Source organism: Micromonospora sp. A200, assembly GCF_029893845.1.
In the GTDB taxonomy this organism is placed as follows: Bacteria; Actinomycetota; Actinomycetes; order Mycobacteriales; family Micromonosporaceae; genus Micromonospora; species Micromonospora purpureochromogenes.
On sequence record NZ_JARXXY010000002.1, the window covers coordinates 284,916 to 302,751 of the forward strand.

The window sequence follows — 17,836 nt, forward strand, 5'->3', positions numbered from 1 at the left end:
GCTGCTCGGCGTGGGTGAGCTATGGGTACCGGTCGCCTGTCCCTGCTGCGCCGCGCGGACCGGCGGGGGCACCTGCCCGGTCTGCTTCTGGACCGACGACGGTCAGGCCGACGGGGACGCCGACGAGGTACGCGGCGGCCCGAACGGCGACCTCAGCCTCAGCCACGCCCGGCTGAACTTCGCCGTCTACGGCGCCAGCCACCCCCGCTACCAGGACATGGTCCGCTCCCCCCGCCCCGACGAGCGGCCCTGACGCGAAAGCCTTGACCGCGCGGCCCTGACGGGGCGGCCCGCACGGGCGGCCCGGGCGACCCGCACCGGGCAAGTGGAGCGCGCGGACCGGCGGGACGTCCGCGCCCCGCCGGTCCCGAGCCGGGTCAGCAGAGCGACACGGTCCCGCCGTAGACGGCGGAGATGTACGCGTGGCTGACGTACTGGCCGCCGGCCAGCCGGTTCCACCGGTTGGTGGTGCGGTACGGCCCGGTCACCGTCTGCCCGACGACGTAGCACTGGATCGGCACGTTGGCGTACCTGGCGGCGAGCCCGCGCAGGCCGTACCCGGTGCCGGGGCCGGTACGGACGTTGAGCGGCCCGTCGCCGACCACGCCCCGGGGTCCGGTCCCGGTCCACAGGTACGCCACGTCGACCCAGGCGTTGTCGGTCAGCCGCAGCCCGTCCCAGAACGTGCCGTCGGCCAGGTCGATGCCGGCCGGGTTGCGCACGGTGCGCCCGAACTGGTCCCGCCCGCCGTTGTAGCCCGACTGGTACGCCGCCTGTGCCTCCGGCCGCCCCTGTGGCAGGTCCTTCCAGTTCTCCCGGACCGCGCTGGGGTTCCAGTAGTCGTCCCGGGTGTTCCACGGCCCGACGTCCCAGACCGGGGCGTACTCGCAGCGGCTGCCGCTGGTGGTGCAGACCCGCACCGTGTAGTCGCCGGTGTTGAGCGGGGAGAGCGCGCGCCGGCTGGGCAGCGCCACGAAGTGGTCCCGGGCCTGGATGATCCGGCCGTTGGCGGTCTGCCCGCCGACCGACCCCTCGCGGGTGGCGAAGACCCGGTAGACGCGGCCGGCGGTGGCGGCCGAGACGGTGGCGACGGTGTCGGCGGTGAGCTCGACGGCGCGTACCGACGCGGTGGCGCGGGGGTCGCGGGCGGTGAGCAGCACCCGGGTCTGGACCTGGGTGACCGGCCGGTCGAAGACGGCGCCGGCGCCGGCGGCCTCCCGCCACTCGGTCCAGCCGGCGGCCCGCCAGCCCCGCACCTGGGCCTGCACCCCGCCGCCCCCCGCCACCTCGGCGGTGACCTGGGCGCGTACTCGGGTGGCCGGGCGGGCCAGGGTGCGCGGCGCGGCCAGCAGGGCGCCCTCGGCGACCGGCCCGCCGACGGCGGCGGGCCGGGTGCGGGCGGCCGGCCGGGTGTCGGCGAGCCGCAGCCGGCCGGCGCTCCAGCGGACGTTGACGTCGTCGCCACCGGCGACGGCGAGGTCGGCGGACCAGCGCTCGGTGCCCGGCCCGGCGGCGGTGGCGGGGACGGTGGGAACGGTCCGGGGCGCGGCGAGCGCGGCGGCGGGGGCGAGGCTCGCGGCGGCGGTGGCGGTCAGCACGCCCGCGAGCAGGGAAGACAGGGTACGAGATGGGGGACAGCCCATGGCATTCTCCTCAGAACCTCCTGATAGTGCGTTGTCAAGACATGAAGGGGAAGCACCGTACAAATAGCGACACATGCGAATTCGGCTCGGGCGAGGGAGGATGGTCGGGTGCCCGAAGGCGACACCGTCTGGAACACCGCCCGCGTCCTGCACCGGGCGCTGGCCGGCGCTGCCCTGACCGGAAGCGACTTCCGGGTGCCGCAGCTGGCCACCACCGACCTCACCGGGTGGACGGTGCGCGAGTCCGCCAGCCGCGGCAAGCACCTGCTGCTGCGCCTGGCCGCGCCCGAGGAACGGTCGGACGTCCGGCACTGGACGCTGCACTCGCACCTGCGGATGGACGGCGCCTGGCGGGCGTACGCGCCGGGGGAACGCTGGGGGGCGCGGCCCGCGCACCTGATCCGGGTGGTGCTGCGCGCCCCGAGCGCGGTGGCCGTCGGCTACCACCTGCACGAGCTGGCCCTGCTGCCGACAGCCGAGGAGGAGTCTCTGGTGGGGCACCTCGGCCCCGACCTGCTCGGCCCGGACTGGGATGCGGCCGAGGCGGTCCGCCGGCTCGCCGCCCACCCGGAGGCCACCATCGGCGAGGCGCTGCTGGACCAGCGCAACCTCGCCGGGGTGGGCAACCTCTACAAGTGCGAGGTGCTCTTCCTGCGCGGCGTCTCGCCGTGGACCCCGCTCGGGGCGGTGCCCGACCTGGCCGGCACGGTGGCGCTGGCCCAGCGGCTGCTCGCGGCCAACCGGGGCCGCTGGACGCAGAGCACCACCGGCTCGCTGCACCGGGGCCGGACCAGCTACGTCTACGGCCGGCGCGCGCAGCCCTGCCGGCGCTGCGGCACCGCCATCCGCAAGGAGGAGTTGGGCGAGCGGGTCACCTACTGGTGCCCGAGGTGCCAGCCGGGACCCGACCCGGCACAGAGCCCGGACCCGACACAGCCCTGACCCGGCCCGACCCGACACGCCGGTCCGACGGGACACGTACCGGATTGGGACGATTGGGTAGTTCCTAACCGGCCTTTCAGGTCGCATGCTGCGGTTGAGTGCTCACCGCTCGTCACTGCCGGGCGCGACCACCCGCCACGTCGAGGTGGCGGCCGTCGTGCCCCCAGGCCCCGGGGAGAGCCATGGCCCTGTTCCGCAGACTGCGCTCCAACTGGCCGGTCCGCGCGGTCCGCACCGACCGCCTCGGTGGACCGACGGTGCCGGCGGCGCGTACCGGCGAGCCGGCCGGACCGGCGCCGGCCAGCCTGGACCCGGCCGCCGTCCCACGCTGCTTCGGGCCGGTACCGAACTTCGCGCACAGCCCGCTGCCGGCGCTCGACGGGCACGGCCGGGTGGTGCCGGGGACCGGCATCCGCAAGTTCGTCGACGCGCTGCCGCTGCCCGGCCCGCTCGGGCGCAACGGGCTGGGCGCGCACCTGCCGGTGGCCGTGCCGGACACCATCAGCTACCCGGGCTGCGACTACTACGAGATCGGGCTCTGCGAGTACACCCAGCGGCTGCACCGCGACCTGCCCACCACCCGGCTGCGCGGCTACCGGCAGCTCAACCTCGGCACCGACCCCGACGGGCACAACACCGTCGCCCCGCCGGAACGGCCGTACCACCTGGGGCCGATGATCATCGCGCGGCGGGGGCGGCCGGTGCGGGTCAAGTTCATCAACCAGCTGCCCACCGGGCGGGCCGGCGAGCTCTTCCTTCCGGTCGACACCACCCTGGACGGTGCCGGCATCGGGCCGCTGGACGGGCCGGCGCCGTACCCGCAGAACCGGGCCGTGCCGCACCTGGCCGGCGCGCAGACCGGCTGGACCAGCGCCGGGAACCCGTGGCAGTGGGTGACGCCGGCGGGCGAGATCACCCCGTACCCGAACGGGCCGGGGCTGAGCCACGTGCCGGACATGCCGCCTCCCGGCCTGGGCGCCACCACGCTCTACTTCCCGAACGAGCAGAGCGGGCGGCTGATGTGGCTGCACGACAACACCCTCGGGCTGTCCCGGCTGACCGTCTACTCCGGACAACTGGCCCCCTACCTGCTCACCGACCCGGCCGAGGAGCGGTTGGCGGCCGACGGGGTCCTGCCCGCCGAGCAGTTCCCGCTGGTGATCCAGGACAAGACGTTCGTCCCCGACGACGCCCAGCTCGCCGCCGAGGACCCGACCTGGGACCGGGATCGGTGGGGGGCCCGGGGCAACCTCTGGCACCCGCACGTCTACCAGCCCCGGCAGAACCCGTACGTCGCCTCCGGGCGCAACCCGACTGGGCGGTGGGACTACGGCCCCTGGGTACCCGGTTCGGGCGGCGACGACCCGCTCTGGGTCGGCCCGGTGGACAACCCGCACCACGACCCGGTCGCCGCCCCGGAGGAGCCGCCCCGCGCGCCGGGCCTGCCGCACCCGAGCGCGGTGCCCGAGGCGTACGGGGACACCGCGCTGGTCAACGGGGCCGCGTACCCGTACCTGAAGGTGCAGCCGAAGGCGTACCGGTTCCGGATCCTCAACGCCTGCGCCGACCGCAGCCTCAACCTGGCGCTCTACCGGGCCCGCTCGAACGCCGCCATGTGGCACCCGGACGGCGCGCTGGCCGACGCCGGGGCCGGCGAGGTGCCGATGGTGGAGGCGATGCGCGCCTCGGGACGGCCCGCCGACTGGCCCACCGACGGGCGGGAGGGTGGCGTGCCCGACCCCCGGGCGGCCGGGCCCCGCATGATCCGGATCGGCAACGAGTGCGGCCTGCTCCCCGCGCCGGTGGTGGTGCCGAACCGGCCGGTCGGCTACCGCTACGACCGGCGCGACCCGACCGTGCTCAACGTGGACACCCACGCGCTGCTGCTCGCCCCCGGCGAACGGGCCGACGTGGTGGTGGACTTCTCCACCGTCCCGCCCGGCGGCACGCTGATCCTCTACAACGACGCCCCGGCTCCGCTGCCCTGCTTCGACCCCCGCTACGACCAGCACAGCGACGCGCCGGACCGCAGCGCCGAGGGCGGTGTCGCCGGCACCCGCCCCGGGTACGGCCCGAACACCCGCACCCTGCTCCAGTTCCGGGTGGCCGGCACCCCGGCCGAGCCGTACGACCTGGGCCGGCTGGTCGAGCGGCTGCCCGGGGCGTACGCGGCCAGCCAGCGACCGCCGATCGTGCCGCAGCCGGAGTACGACGCGGCCTTCGGCACCCGTACCGCCGGGCGGACGCTGGTGCCGGTGCACGCCACCACGGTCAGCTTCACCCCGGCCGGCGCCACCGCCCCGGTGACGCTGCCGATCCAGGTGAAGACGGTCGGGCAGGTCTTCGAGCCGGGGCACGGCCGGCAGGCCGGACGGCTCGGCGTCGCCCACCCGCACGCGGGGCCGCTCGGCCCGGCGTCCCTGCCACTGGGCCCGGCCGACCCGGCGACCGAGGTGCTGGTCGCCGCCGAGCCGGACGGGCCCCCGGGCGCGGCGGCCGACGGCACCCAGGTGTGGCGGATCAGCGGCACCGGCCGGCAGACCCACGTGGTGCGGATCAGCGGCTGCGACGTGCAGCTGGTCAACCGGGTCGGCTGGGACGGCACCGTCCGGCCCCCGGACGGCGGGGAGCTGGGCTGGAAGGAGACCATCCGGGTGAACCCGGCCGAGGACGTGGTGGTGGCGCTGCGCCCGGTGGTGCCCCCGCTGCCGTTCAAGATCGGCGACAGTCTCCGGCTGCTCCACCCGACCCGCCCGGCCGGCGCCCGGGTCGGCTCCACCCCGGTCAGCCCGCTCGACGGGCGCCCGGCGACGGTGGTCAACCAGCTGGTCAACCTGGGCTGGGAGTACCGCTGGTCCAGCGGCGCCGCCGGCCACCGCGACCTGGGGATGAGCCGGCCGCTGGTGCTGCGGGTCTCCCCCCGCGGGCCGAGCGGGCTCACCGCGACGCCGCTGCCCGGCTCGGCGACGGCGCTGCCGGCGATCGCCCTGGCCTGGACCGGCAACGGCAGCCGCCCGCCGGCCAGCAGCCACCTGCTCCAGCGGGCCACCGACCCGGCCTTCACCGAGGGGCTGACCACGATCACCGTGGCAGCCACCGCCACCCGGTACACCGACGCGACGGTCACCCCCGGCGTCACCTACCACTACCGGATCCGCGCGGAGAACGCGGTGAGCTGCTCCGCCTGGTCCAACGGCGTCCCCGCGTCGGTACGGCTCAGCGCGCCGACCGGGATCGCCGCCGCCGTCCCGCCGGCCGCGCCGCTGCGGATCGCGCTGCGCTGGACGAACCGCTCCTTCGCCACCGGGATCGACGTGCAGCGGGCGACCAACCCCACCTTCACCAGCGGGCCGGCCACCACCGCGGTCGGCGTGGCGGACAACCACCTCGACCCGGCCGTCGCCCCGGACACCACGTACTACTACCGGGTGCGCACCACGTACCTCGGCGCGGCGTCGCCGTGGTCGACGGTGGCCACGGTGACCACCCCGCCGGCTCCGACGGTGCCGACCGGGGTGACCGCCACCCCGAGCACCCCCGCGCCGGACACGGCCACGGTGGTGCTGAACTGGGCGGCCGGTACGCCGAACGGGCCGGGCGCGGGCTTCACCGTGCAGCGGGCGCTCGACCCGTCCTTCACCAAGGAGGTGGCCACCTTCACCGTCACCGGCCGGTGCTTCACCAACACCGGGCTGGCCCGGGGCGTGACGTACCACTACCGGATCCGCTCGTTCAACGTGGTGGGCAGCTCGCCGTTCACCGGCCCGATGCCGGTGACCACGCCGGACTGAGGCGCTCGGGCAGCGGTCTGCCCGGGCGGGCCGGTCAGCGGGTGGGGGCGCGCAGTGGCTCGCCGACGGCACGCAGCTCGGCCAGGGCCGACGCCACGCCGTGCAGCAGGTCGGTCGCCTCGGTCAGCCGGGAGGCCGCCGGATGCTCGGTGCTGGGGCGGGCGTCCTCGGCGACGTAGCCGGCCGCCGCCGCCACCAGCCCCTCGTACGCGGCCACCCCGCTGTCGAGCTGGCCGATCAGCGTCCGGTGCGCCTCGGCGAGGCGGGGTCGAGCTTCGGCCGGGGCCAGCTTGAGGGCGCGTTCCACGCTGGCCGCCCGGCCGGCCAGGTCCCGCAGCGAGCGGTCGGCCGCGGCGGCCTCCAGCACCGCCGGCTCGGCCAGCCCGGTCAGCCGGGGCGCCATCCCGGCGAGGGTGAGCGCCGCCCGATCCAGCCGGGCCCACGCCTGCGCGGCGGTGGTGCCGCGCAGCGCCAACCGGGACCGGACCCGGCGCACCTCGGCCAGCACCCCCGGGCCGACCGGAAGGCGCTCCACGGCGGCGACCAGCCGGGCCCGCGAGCGGGCGGCGGCCTCGGCCGGGTCGAGGGCGGGCGGCGCCGGCTGGGCGGCGAGGGCCCGCAGGTCGACCCAGCGCCAGGCGGCCAGCGCCACCGCGCTGCCCGCGGCGCCGGCCCAGGCCGCATCGGGCAGCCCGAGCCCCGCGTACGGGGTCAGCACCGCCGCCGCGCCGCCGAGCCCACCGGCCAGGACGCTCCACCGTCGGGCCGAACGCCGCAACCGGCGCAGCCGACGGAAGTGTCGTGCTCGCTCGTCCGCCACCCGTACCTCCTCGTGCCGTCCGCTCAGCCGGCGGCGGTGGTGTCCCCCGTGCCGCGGTCGCGGGTCATGTTCGCCCGGATCTCGTCGAGCCGGGCGGCGGCGGCCGGGTCGGCCGCCGGGGCGGCCGGCTGGGCGGCCGGCTGGGTCTGCTGCTGCACGCCCGGTCGTTCCTGCTTGCCGAGCTGGTCACCGGCCATGCTGGCGCGGATCTGCTCCAGCCGGGACGAACCGGCGCTGTCCAGCGTCGACTTCTGGATCTCCAGCATCCGCCCCTCGACGGAGTTGCCGGCCAGCTCGGCGCGGCCCATCGCGTTGGCGTAGCGGCGCTCGATGCGGTCGCGCACCTCGTCCAGCGAGGGGGTGTTGCCGGGGGCGGTGACCGCGGACATCGACTCCAGCGAGCGGGCCACGCTCTCCTGCATCTTGGCCTGCTCCAGCTGGCTGAGCAGCTTGGTGCGCTCGGCGAGCTTCTGCTGGAGGATCATCGAGTTGTTCTCGACCGCGCGGCGGGCCTGGGCGGCGGCGCCGAGCGCCTGGTCGTGCAGGGTCTTCAGGTCCTCGGTGGCCTGCTCGGCGGAGACCAGCTGGGTGGCCAGCACCTGGGCGGACTGCTCGTAGCGGCCGGCCTCGGTCTCGTCGCCCCGGGCGCGGGCCTGGTCGGCGAGGACCAGCGCCTGCCGGGCGTTGGCCTGGAGCCGTTCGACCTCGGACATCTGCCGGGAGAGCTTCATCTCCAGCTGGCGCTGGTTGCCGATCACCGCGGCCGCCTGCTGGACCAGCGCCTGGTGCTGGCGCTGCGCCTCCTCGATGGCCTGCTGGATCTGCACCTTCGGATCGGCGTGCTCGTCGATCTTGGCACCGAAGAGCGCCATCAGGTAGTGCCAGCCCTTGACGAACGGGTTCGCCATCTCCGCGGTATCCCCTCAGTAGCGTCGCTGCGCCTCGACCGGAGCCGGACCGGCCGACCGGCCACGCGGTGTGCTCCCATCGTGGCAGCCGGACGCCAGTCGGGCATCCGCACCGCGGGGGTACGCCGTACGGCCTGCGATCAACCCTACGCGGCGGGGGCGAACCCGGCCATGCGTCGCGGCGGGCGGGAGGTCAGGCGGCGCAGACCACGTCCCGCTCGGCGGGACGGACCCGGGTGCTGCGCAGGGTGGCCTTCAGCGGCGAGTCCTGGCGGACCGAGACGGCCACCTTGCCGTCCGAGGTGACCTGGCGGACGCCCCGGTTGGTGGCCTTGCGCACGGCCACCTGGGCCGGCGTCGGCTCGGCGGGCTCGTCCTGCATCGGCACCAGCACGCCCGGCAGCTGCTCGGCGAGGGCCACCGTGTCGCTGACCTCGCGCAGCAGCTCGGAGAGCCGGGCGCCGAGGGCGTCGCAGATCGCGGCCAGCAGCTCGCTGGAGGGCTCCTTCTGGCCGCGTTCGATCTCGGACAGGTAGCCGAGGCTGACGTTGGCGGCGGTCGAGACCTCACGCAGGGTGCGGTGCTGACCCTGCCGGCGCGCCCGCAGAGCGTCGCCGATCACGCGGCGTAGCAGGACCATCGCACCTCCCCCTGACGGGAATCCCTCTCGCCCGGGCATCCGCCCGCGCCGCACACGGTCACCCGCGCCGTCGCCGGCGTCGCGCGCCGGAGCCTTCCCGCAACCGTACCCGTTGCCCGCCCCGCCGACATCCCACCCCGCCCGGCAAATCCGATCTCCGGTCACCGCCGGCCGGCCGCCGCGGCGGCGGCATCGTCGTCCACGGCCGCCCCGGCCGGGTCGTCGGCGGCCTGGATCCGCTCGACCAGCAGCCGCAGCGCCGCGATCACCGCGGCGGCGCGGATGTGGTCCCGGCCACCGTCAAGGTCCAGCTGGCGGACGACCGTGCCGGCCGGCCCGGCCGCCGCTACGTAGACCAGCCCGACCGGCTTGCCGTCCTGCGGCTCCGGCCCGGCCACGCCGGTGGTGGCCAGCCCCCAGTCCGCCCCGCAGCGCCGCCGCCCGCCCTCGGCGAGCGCCCGCGCCACGTCCGGGTCGACCGGCCCGCGCTCCGCCAGCAGCTCCGCCGGTACGCCGGCCAGCTCCGACTTCAGCTCGGTGGCGTACGTGACCAGGCCGCCCCGGTAGACCCCGCTGACCCCGGCGATCTCCACGATCGAGGCGGAGAGCAGCCCACCGGTCAGGGACTCGACGGTGGCCAGCGTCTCGTGCCGCTCGTGCAGGCTGTGCACCACGGCCGCCGCCGGACTCCCGGCGGGCCGCTCGTTGTTCGCATCCGTCCCCATGTCCCGCTTCCCTTCCCCGCCGGCCGGCGCCTACTCGTCCTCCGCCCGGAGGCGCTGGTCACGCTGTTGCGGCGACCCGCCGGACCCCGCCCCGGCGACCACGAGGTCGGCAGGGGTGCTCCTCAGCGGGCGGGGCGGCGCAGGCGCAGCGCCTGGGCGACGTAGTCGAAGCCGGTGACCACGGTGACCACCACGGCGGCGGCCATGATCCACGGGCCGACGGTGGCGAGGTCGGCCGGCAGCGGCCAGAGGTACCAGGTGATCGCGAGGATCTGCAGCGCCGTCTTGATCTTGCCGCCCCGGCTGGCCGCGATCACGCCGCGCCGGATCACCCAGAAGCGCAGCGCGGTGACGCCCCACTCCCGCACCAGGATCACCGCCGTCACCCACCAGGGCAGCCGGTCGTACCAGGAGAGCAGCACCAGGGCGGCGCCGGTGAGCGCCTTGTCGGCGATCGGGTCGGCGACCTTGCCGACCGAGGTGACGAGCTTGAACCGGCGGGCGATCCAGCCGTCGACCAGGTCGGTCGCGGAGGCGACCACGAAGATCAGACAGGCGGCCATCTGCCAGCCGGCGTGGGTCGTCCCGGAGACGATCACCGACGCCGCGAAGACCGGCACCAGCACCAGCCGCAGGGCGGTCAGCGCGTTGGCCGCGTTGAGCACCGGCACCCGGGCGACCACCGGCGCCGACTCCGTCGCCCCGGTCACGGCCGCACCCCGTTCGGGCCGCCGGGGCGTACCAGGCACCGCACCACGTGGCTCCCCCGCTTCCTCCGGACCCGCCGTCACCGTTCCGCGCCGGGCGCCGCCGAGATCATCTCATCCGGCACGGCGATCAGGTCGACACCCTCGGTCGCGGTGACCGTCGCCCGGACCAGGTCGCCGGGGCGCAGCGCGGCCAGGTCGACCCCGCCGACCGGCGCGACCAGCGTGGTCGAGCCGTCGACCTCGGGAGCCTGGTGGGCCGCCCGCCCCTCGACCACGCCGCCGTCGACCGAGTCGACCAGCACCTCGACGGTCGACCCGAGCCGCTCCTCGGCCCGCTGCGAGCAGAGCTCGTCGGCGAGCGCGCTGAGCTTGTCGTAGCGGCGCTTGACGGTGGCGGCGGAGACCTTGCCGGGCAGGCCGGCGGCCTCGGTGCCGTCCTCGTCGCTGTAGTCGAACATGCCGATCGCGTCGAGGCGCGCCTCGGTCAGGAACCGGACCAGCTCGTCGACGTCGGCGCGGGTCTCGCCGGGGAAGCCGACGATGAAGTTGCTCCGCGCGCCGGCCTCCGGCGCCAGGGCACGGGCCCCCGCCAGCAGCTCCAGGAACCGGTCGGTGGAGCCGAAACGGCGCATCCGGCGCAGCACCGGCTCGCTGGAGTGCTGGAAGGACAGGTCGAAGTAGGGCGCCACGCCGGGCGTGGTGGCGATCGCCTCGACCAGACCGGGCCGGGTCTCGGCGGGCTGGAGGTAGCTCGCCCGCACCCGGACGATGCCGTCGATGGCGGCCAGCTGCGGCAGCAGCTTCTCCAGCGCCCGGGGGTCGCCCAGGTCCTTGCCGTACGAGGTGGAGTTCTCGCTGACCAGCACCAGCTCACGGACGCCGGTCTTGGCCAGCCACTCCGCCTCGGCCAGCAGCTCGTCCGGCGTACGCGAGACGAAGGCGCCGCGGAAGGCGGGGATGGCGCAGAACGCGCAGCGCCGGTCGCAGCCGCTGGCCAGCTTCAGCGAGGCGACCGGGCCGGTGTCGAGCCGGCGGCGCAGCACCTGGCGCAGGTGGGCCGGGGTGTGCTCGTCGGTCTCGGTGACACCCCGGGCGGGGGTCCCGTGCCCGGGCAGCGAGACCGCGCTGTCCCGGCGGGAGACCGGGGTGAGCGGCAGCAGCTCGCGCCGGTCGCGCGGGGTGTGCGCGGCGACCGCCTCGCCGGCGACGACCGCGTTCAGCCGGGCGGAGATCTCCGGGTAGTCGTCGAAGCTGAGCACCGCCTGCGCCTCGGGGAGGCTGTCGGCCAGCTCACGCCCGTACCGCTCGGCCATGCAGCCGGCCGCGACCACCTTGGCGCCGGTGTCGGCGGCGGCGAGCAGGGTCTGGATGGAGTCCTGCTTCGCCTTCTCCACGAAGCCGCAGGTGTTGACGACCACCACGTCGGCGCCCTCGCCGTCGGTGGTGACCTGCCAGCCGTCGGCGTGCAGCCGGGCGGCCAGCTCCTCCGAGTCGACCTCGTTGCGGGCACAGCCCAGGGTCAGCAGGGCGACGCGGCGGCCGTCGGAGGCAGGGGAGGTGGCAGACACCATCCGAGGGTACCGGGCGGCGGGGCGGGGGCCGGCAACGGCGGGCCGCCGCATCGGCCGGCTCACATCCGCGACCGGTCAGACCGCCGCCGCGCCCACCCGCACCACCCGGTCGAGGAGGAAGACCTCCGTGCCGGCCAGGCCGGTGGAGCAGAAGAGGGAGACCTGGTCCGCGCCGGTCCGGCCGGGGACCGCGCCGGCCAGCACCGCGCCCAGGTCGCGCAGCCGGCCCGCGTACGGCTCGACGGCGGCGAGCATCGGCGGGGAGTAGGCGTCCGCCTGGGCCGGCGAGTCGGTGACCAGCAGATCGGCGCGGTCCAGCAGGTCGCAGCCGAACTCGTGCCGGTCGGCCTGCTTGAAGCCGACGGCGTTGACGTGGGTGCCCGGGGCGAGGTCGGTGGCGTCCAGCACCGGCGTGGTGCTGGTGGTGGCGAGCACCACCACGTCCCGGTCCCGTACCGCCGACCGGGCCGAGTCGACCGCGCGGGCCGGCACCCTCAGCTCGGCGCGGACCCGGGCCGCGAACGCCTCCCGGCGGGCGGCCGAGCGGCTGTGCACGGTCACCTCGCGCAGCGGGCGTACCGCCGCGGCGGCCCAGACCTGGGTCCAGGCCTGCCGGCCGGAGCCGATCACCCCGAGGGTGGCCGCGTCCGGCCGCGCCAGCGCGTCCACCGCGACCCCGCCCAATCCCCCGGTACGCCGGGAGCCCAGCTCCTCGCCGACCGCCACCGCCCGCACCGCCCCGGTACGCCCGTCGTGCAGCACGACCAGCTGCTCGGACTCCGGCAACCCGAAGGTGTCGTACGACCGGAAGCCGTACCACTCGCCGGTGAGGTGGCCGGCGGTGAGCACCATCCGCCCGCCGGCCAGCGGGGCGGCCGCCCGGGGCGGGGCGACGAGCCGGCCGGCGTGGGCGGCCAGCAGCGCGTCCCGCATCGCCGCGACGGTCGCCGAAGCGTCCAGGGCGGCGGCGACCTCCCGGTCGGTGAAGATCAGCGTCATGCTCGCCATCCTGCAACCTGAAGTCAGGTTCAGCTCAACCGGTGGTGCGCGAGATCACCACCCGCCCGCCCCGGGCGGTGTTAGCGTCGGCGGTGGCGGCCCCGGCCGTCCCGGACGAGTGGTGGGCGTACCCGGTCAGGCCAAGACGCCCCGCGACAGGCAGACCGACTCGTCCCGGGCCGCGAGGGTCCGGGCCCGCTTCGCGAGGTGATGACCCGTGGCCTGGATCGTGCTGGTGCTCTCCGGCCTGCTGGAGACCGCGTGGGCGGTGTCGCTCGACCGCAGCGCCGGCTTCAGCCGCCCCCTCCCCTCCGTCGTCTTCCTGGTCACCCTGGTGCTCAGCATGCTCGGGCTGGCGTACGCGCTGCGCGAGATCCCGGTCGGCACCGGCTACGCGATCTGGGTCGGCATCGGCGCGGTCGGCACCGCCGCGTACGGGATGGCGGCGCTCGGCGAGTCGGCCAGCCTCGCCCGGATCGTCTGCCTGCTGCTGGTGGTCGCCGGCGTGGTGGGACTCAAGCTCTACCACTGAACCCCCGAAGGGGCGCCGGGACGAGCGGTATCGGCCCTGATGAGTAGTCCGAGGCCGGAGTGGGTAGACAGCGGCCGGACACCCAAGAGGCTCTCACCACGGAGGACGTCATGGCCGACATGCACGCGACCGCCCGCCCGCGCAGCAACGCCGCCCGGATCTGCACGATCCTGGCCTTCGTCTTCGCCGTCGTCGCCATCTTCGTGGCGCCGGTGATCTTCGGTATCGCCGGCCTGGTGCTCGGCATCGTCGGCGCGGTGCTCGGCGACAAGCCACTCGGCTGGTACGCCGCCGCCGCCAGCGTCGTGGGCGCCATCATCGGTGTCGCCCTCGTCGCCGCGATCATCAACAACTGACCTCACGGATTCCCCGACGAGGCCCGCCGGCCCACCGGCGGGCCTCCTCGCGTCCCGGGCCGTGTGCCCGCCGTGGTGACGCCGACGTGGCGGTGTCCCGGGCCGGAAAACACCGCCACCTCGCCGGAACGGAGTCGATCAGCCTGAGGCGGGGGGTCAGTCCTCGGCGCCGCGCAGGCCGACCAGGACCTCATCCAGCTCGTCCGGCTTGACCAGCACGTCGCGGGCCTTCGAACCCTCGGACGGGCCGACCACGCCCCGGGTCTCCATCAGGTCCATCAGCCGGCCCGCCTTGGCGAAGCCGACCCGCAGCTTGCGCTGGAGCATCGAGGTCGAGCCGAACTGCGAGGTGACCACCAGCTCGACCGCCTGCACCAGCAGGCCCAGGTCGTCGCCGATGTCCTCGTCGATCTTCTTCTTGCTGTCCTGCGCGGGGGCCAGCACGTCCGGGCGGAACTCCGGCTCGCGCTGGTCCTTGCAGAACTTCACCACGTCGGCGATCTCGCGCTCGGTCACCCAGGCGCCCTGAATGCGCACCGGCTTGGAGGCGCCCATCGGCAGGAAGAGCCCGTCGCCCCGGCCGAGCAGCTTCTCCGCGCCCGGCTGGTCGAGGATGACCCGCGAGTCGGCCAGCGAGGAGGTGGCGAACGCCAGCCGGGACGGCACGTTCGCCTTGATCAGACCGGTGACCACGTCGACCGAGGGGCGCTGGGTGGCCAGCACCAGGTGGATGCCGGCCGCGCGGGCCAGCTGGGTGATCCGGACGACCGAGTCCTCCACGTCGCGCGGGGCGACCATCATCAGGTCGGCCAACTCGTCGACGATCACCAGCAGGTACGGGTACGGGCGCATCTCCCGCTCGCTGCCCGGCGGGGCCTTGATCTCGCCGTTGCGCACCTTGCGGTTGAAGTCGTCGATGTGCCGGACCCCGTTGGCGGCGAGGTCGTCGTAGCGCATGTCCATCTCGCGGACGACCCAGTCCAGCGAGTCGGCCGCCTTCTTCGCGTTGGTCACGATCGGCGTGACCAGGTGCGGGATGCCCTCGTAGCCGGTCAGCTCGACCCGCTTCGGGTCGACCAGCAACAGCCGTACCTCGTCCGGGGTGGCCCGGGTCAGGATCGACACCAGCAGCGAGTTGAGCAGGCTGGAGTTGTGAGTCGGGACGAGGGTGCGACCGGCCAGGAAGAGACGGCTCGGGCTGTCCACCTCGATGCACCGCACCGGGACCGACGGCACCGGTCGCACATCCACGATGTAGCGCCGTGAGGTGCTGGGACGGCACTCCGTCACCTGACGGACCAGCTTCCTGGTAAGTCGGAATACCTTGTCCTGTGGCGTGAAGTGGATCCGGTAACAGGTCGAGGTCTCGAGGCGTCCGCCCTTGACCGCCTTCGTGGTTATGGTCGCCTGGTAGCCCAGGCCGAGGACGAGATCGAGGGCGTCGTGGGCGAGCCGTTCGCAGGTGAGTGCGAGTTCGACCCCGCCGCGCTTCGACACGGTGCCGTCGGTGTCCAACAATCCGGCCAGCAGCGCCCGTCGCTGGCTCTCGGACGCCCGCAGGTAGGCCGGCGGAATGTGCTTCTCGCCGATTTGTCGGAACAGGGCGCGCATCGTGCGGTACGGCGCCCGATTCAGGATCCGTACCGGGTCGGCCGGCAGGTCGCCCTGTGGCATCCCCCCCTTGCGGGCCAGGTACACAGCAGTGACAGACACCCCGACCCGTCGGGCTGCGGCCGGCCCGCTCATGCCCTGCGACACCAGCCTCAGAGCTTCCAGGACGCGGAGCTTGCGTTCCTGGCGGTTGGAGATCGTGTAGTGGATCCGGCCGCTGGGTTGTCTGATGACCTCGTAACCATCCAGCCGGATCTGATCCAGGATCTCGTCGTCGGCACAGGTGAAACCGGCGGTGCCTGTCGTCCCGTCCCCCAACCAGCAGCCCAGGGTGTAAGGCGCGATGGGCAACTCCTGCTCCGGGCAGAAAAGCGGCCGAGCCACGTCAACCGCGTGGTTCGCCCACTGGCCCTTGGGGCCGACGCGAAGGCTCTCCGCGATCTCCCGGGTTGTCACCGTCCTCTCGTCGTGAGCTTTCCTGCCGCCGGACCGGCCGGGGGCGAGGATCCGCTGGGACAGCGCCTCATACACGCGGTGGCGGGAGTAGGTCGGCACCCATCGGGTGATCCGGCGGCCGCCACGGTGGTAGGGCATCCGGCCGAGCGCCTGCTCCTTCGGTACCTCCCGGAGCACCTGGTAGAGGACGTTTCGGAACTGCTCGCCGAGATCCGTCACCACCTCGCTGGTGGATACGGGCCGATCAGGCTCGTCCAGCACCTCACGAGTCCGACGAGAGATCAGCTCGTGGTCAGCTTCCGCCCAGTAGGAACCGTCCTTCCACCGATGCCTGCGCTGGGTGCGCCCGGCCCGGGTCGTCGTCCGCCACTCGTGGCTGGCATCGGCCACGATGACCGTGCCGTCGGAGAACTCGACCTCGTAACACGGGCGACCGTGCATGACAGGGGTCGCCGCGACCACGTCGCACGGGCGCCCCTGTTCGTCGAACACCTGATCACCCACGCGCAGGTCACCCATGGTGGACCAACCGGCGGGCGTGGCAATCGGCGTGTCCAGGGCCAGAGCCTTACCGGCTCCGGTCGCGCCTGCCACGAGAATGTGCGGCATCTTGGCCAGGTTGGCGACGACGTAACCGCCCTCGATGTCCTTGCCCAGCCCGACCACCATCGGGTGGTGGTCGCTGGTGGCGGCCCGCGAGCGCAGCACGTCGCCGAGTGCGACGTTCTCCGGGTCGGTGTTCGGGATCTCCACGCCGACCGCGCTCTTGCCCGGGATCGGGCTGAGGATCCGCACGTCCGGCGACTTCACCGCGTACGCGATGTTGCGGGAGAGCTGGGTGATCCGCTCGACCTTGACCCCGTGCCCGAGTTCCACCTCGTAGCGGGTGACCGTCGGGCCCCGGGTGAAGCCGGTGACCGCGGCGTCCACGTCGAACTGCTCGAAGACGCCGGTCAGCGCCGCGATCACCTCGTCGTTGGCCTTGCTGCGGGTCTTCGGCGCGGCGCCGCCGCTGAGCATGTTCGCCGGCGGCAGCGTGTAGTCGCCGGCCAGCCCGGTGAGCGCGAGCTGCTCGGCGCGGGTGGGCGCGGGCGAGTGCTCTGGCGGCTCGACCGGCTTCCGGCTGGCGGGCACCTTCGCCGGCGGCTTGCGCGGCAGCACCAGGGTGTCCTGGAGGTTGACCGCGTCCTCGTCGTCCAGGTCGTCCGGGTCCAGCGGCGGCGGCGCGGTCCGCTTCGCCGGCCGGCGGCGGGCCGGCTTCGCGGCCGGGTCCTCCTCCGCCTCCGGGTCGGGCGGCGGCGCGACCAGCGTGCCGGCGAGCAGGCCGAGCCGCTCGGGGATCTTGTTGATCGGGGTCGCGGTGACCACCAGCAGACCGAAGACGAGCAGCAGGATGAGCAGCGGCACCGCCACCCAGGCGGTGACCGCCGCCTCCAGCAGGTCGCCGACCCCGGCGCCGATCAGCCCGCCGGCGTAGTCCCGCTGCACCGGGTCGACCGGGTCCTGTCCGATGTGCAGCATCGCCGCCGTGGCCACCAGCATCGAACCCCAGCCCACCAGGCCACGGCCCCGGTGTTCCGGGTCGGCGGGCGTGCGCATGAGCCGCCAGGCGCCGATCATCAGCAGCACCGGCACCACGATCGCGATCGCGCCGAGGAAGAGCCGGACGGTGTCGGCCAGCCGGGCGCCGAGCGGGCCGGCGCCGGAGAACCAGATCCCCACCCCGCTCAGGATGGCCAGGCCGAACAGCAGCAGCCCGGCGCCGTCGCGGCGGTGTTCCGGGTCGAGGTCGCGGGCGGAGGCGGCCTGCCGGCCGGCGGCGCGGACCGCCCAGCCCACGCCGTGCGCCAGTCCCATCCACAGTGCACCGACCGCGCGTCCGAGGTAGACCGCCGGGCCGGGCCGGGCCGCCGTTCGCCGCCGGGCGGTCGCCCGGGTGGCCTTCTTCGCCGGCTGGCGGGCACGGCTGTTCGTGGTACCGCGCGGCGACGCGCCGCGTCGCCGGCTCGCCTGAGAGGTACGGCCCGCCATACAGTCACCGTAACGGCGTGACCCGGGAGATCGCCGCTTTCCGGGTCGTGTCCGCGCGTCGCAGCACGGACCACGCCCACAGACGTGTTATTTGCCTCAGG

Annotated in this window: 13 protein-coding genes, 3 pseudogenes and 1 riboswitch; of the genes and pseudogenes, 5 read left to right on the forward strand and 11 right to left on the reverse strand. The window is 74.7% G+C overall.

The window, feature by feature from the left end; genetic code table 11:
- Positions 1-10 precede the first annotated feature (10 nt).
- Entirely contained in the window at positions 11-253 is a 243-nt protein-coding gene (locus tag M2302_RS03220) for a CPCC family cysteine-rich protein (protein WP_211364581.1), read from the forward strand.
- A gap of 124 nt (positions 254-377) precedes the next feature.
- Here M2302_RS03220 and M2302_RS03225 read toward each other — a convergent pair whose 3' ends face one another.
- The gene (locus M2302_RS03225) at positions 378-1,643 is read right to left on the reverse strand and encodes a hypothetical protein (RefSeq protein WP_280836456.1); all 1,266 of its coding nucleotides are present in this window, start codon (positions 1,641-1,643) and stop codon (positions 378-380) included.
- A gap of 108 nt (positions 1,644-1,751) precedes the next feature.
- On the opposite strand from M2302_RS03225, the gene M2302_RS03230 reads away from it, so the two are divergent.
- A complete protein-coding gene (locus M2302_RS03230; RefSeq protein WP_280836457.1) occupies positions 1,752-2,585 on the forward strand; it encodes a zinc finger domain-containing protein in 834 nt (277 codons plus the stop codon).
- Positions 2,586-2,767: 182 nt separating this feature from the next.
- Positions 2,768-6,376, forward strand: a complete 3,609-nt coding sequence (locus tag M2302_RS03235; RefSeq protein WP_280836458.1) for a hypothetical protein — start codon at positions 2,768-2,770, stop codon at positions 6,374-6,376.
- 34 nt (positions 6,377-6,410) lie between these two features.
- Here the strand turns inward: M2302_RS03235 and M2302_RS03240 are convergent, their stop codons facing one another.
- The 7 genes from M2302_RS03240 to M2302_RS03270 form a co-directional block, all read right to left on the reverse strand.
- Positions 6,411-7,196, reverse strand: a complete 786-nt coding sequence (locus M2302_RS03240) for a hypothetical protein (protein WP_280836459.1) — start codon at positions 7,194-7,196, stop codon at positions 6,411-6,413.
- 23 nt (positions 7,197-7,219) lie between these two features.
- Positions 7,220-8,104 (reverse strand): PspA/IM30 family protein, encoded by an 885-nt coding sequence (locus tag M2302_RS03245; RefSeq protein WP_280836460.1) that lies wholly within the window; start codon positions 8,102-8,104, stop codon positions 7,220-7,222.
- A 193-nt stretch (positions 8,105-8,297) separates the two neighbouring features.
- The gene (locus tag M2302_RS03250; RefSeq protein WP_179803672.1) at positions 8,298-8,744 is read right to left on the reverse strand and encodes a helix-turn-helix transcriptional regulator; all 447 of its coding nucleotides are present in this window, start codon (positions 8,742-8,744) and stop codon (positions 8,298-8,300) included.
- A gap of 161 nt (positions 8,745-8,905) precedes the next feature.
- Positions 8,906-9,469 (reverse strand): CinA family protein, encoded by a 564-nt coding sequence (locus tag M2302_RS03255; protein ID WP_280836461.1) that lies wholly within the window; start codon positions 9,467-9,469, stop codon positions 8,906-8,908.
- Positions 9,470-9,591: 122 nt separating this feature from the next.
- Positions 9,592-10,179: a CDP-diacylglycerol--glycerol-3-phosphate 3-phosphatidyltransferase gene (pgsA, locus tag M2302_RS03260; RefSeq protein WP_280836462.1), complete on the reverse strand. Its 588-nt coding sequence runs from the start codon at positions 10,177-10,179 to the stop codon at positions 9,592-9,594.
- Between the two features lie 77 nt (positions 10,180-10,256).
- Positions 10,257-11,750 (reverse strand): 30S ribosomal protein S12 methylthiotransferase RimO, encoded by a 1,494-nt coding sequence (rimO, locus tag M2302_RS03265; RefSeq protein WP_280836463.1) that lies wholly within the window; start codon positions 11,748-11,750, stop codon positions 10,257-10,259.
- 75 nt (positions 11,751-11,825) lie between these two features.
- The gene (locus M2302_RS03270; RefSeq protein ID WP_280836542.1) at positions 11,826-12,749 is read right to left on the reverse strand and encodes an ornithine cyclodeaminase family protein; all 924 of its coding nucleotides are present in this window, start codon (positions 12,747-12,749) and stop codon (positions 11,826-11,828) included.
- Between the two features lie 91 nt (positions 12,750-12,840).
- A riboswitch (guanidine-III (ykkC-III) riboswitch) is annotated at positions 12,841-12,904 on the forward strand.
- Positions 12,905-12,966: 62 nt separating this feature from the next.
- On the opposite strand from M2302_RS03270, the gene M2302_RS03275 reads away from it, so the two are divergent.
- Both M2302_RS03275 and M2302_RS03280 read left to right on the forward strand, forming a co-directional pair.
- Positions 12,967-13,281, forward strand: a complete 315-nt coding sequence (locus M2302_RS03275) for an SMR family transporter (RefSeq protein WP_280836464.1) — start codon at positions 12,967-12,969, stop codon at positions 13,279-13,281.
- A 110-nt stretch (positions 13,282-13,391) separates the two neighbouring features.
- The gene (locus tag M2302_RS03280) at positions 13,392-13,637 is read left to right on the forward strand and encodes a hypothetical protein (RefSeq protein WP_154942785.1); all 246 of its coding nucleotides are present in this window, start codon (positions 13,392-13,394) and stop codon (positions 13,635-13,637) included.
- A 156-nt stretch (positions 13,638-13,793) separates the two neighbouring features.
- Here M2302_RS03280 and M2302_RS33045 read toward each other — a convergent pair.
- The 3 pseudogenes from M2302_RS33045 to M2302_RS33055 form a co-directional block, all read right to left on the reverse strand.
- A pseudogene (locus M2302_RS33045) lies at positions 13,794-14,786 on the reverse strand (FtsK/SpoIIIE domain-containing protein); the annotation flags it as partial.
- Between the two features lie 234 nt (positions 14,787-15,020).
- Positions 15,021-16,223, reverse strand: a pseudogene (locus M2302_RS33050) (LAGLIDADG family homing endonuclease); the annotation flags it as partial.
- Positions 16,224-16,253: 30 nt separating this feature from the next.
- Positions 16,254-17,735, reverse strand: a pseudogene (locus M2302_RS33055) (DNA translocase FtsK 4TM domain-containing protein); the annotation flags it as partial.
- Positions 17,736-17,836 lie beyond the last annotated feature (101 nt).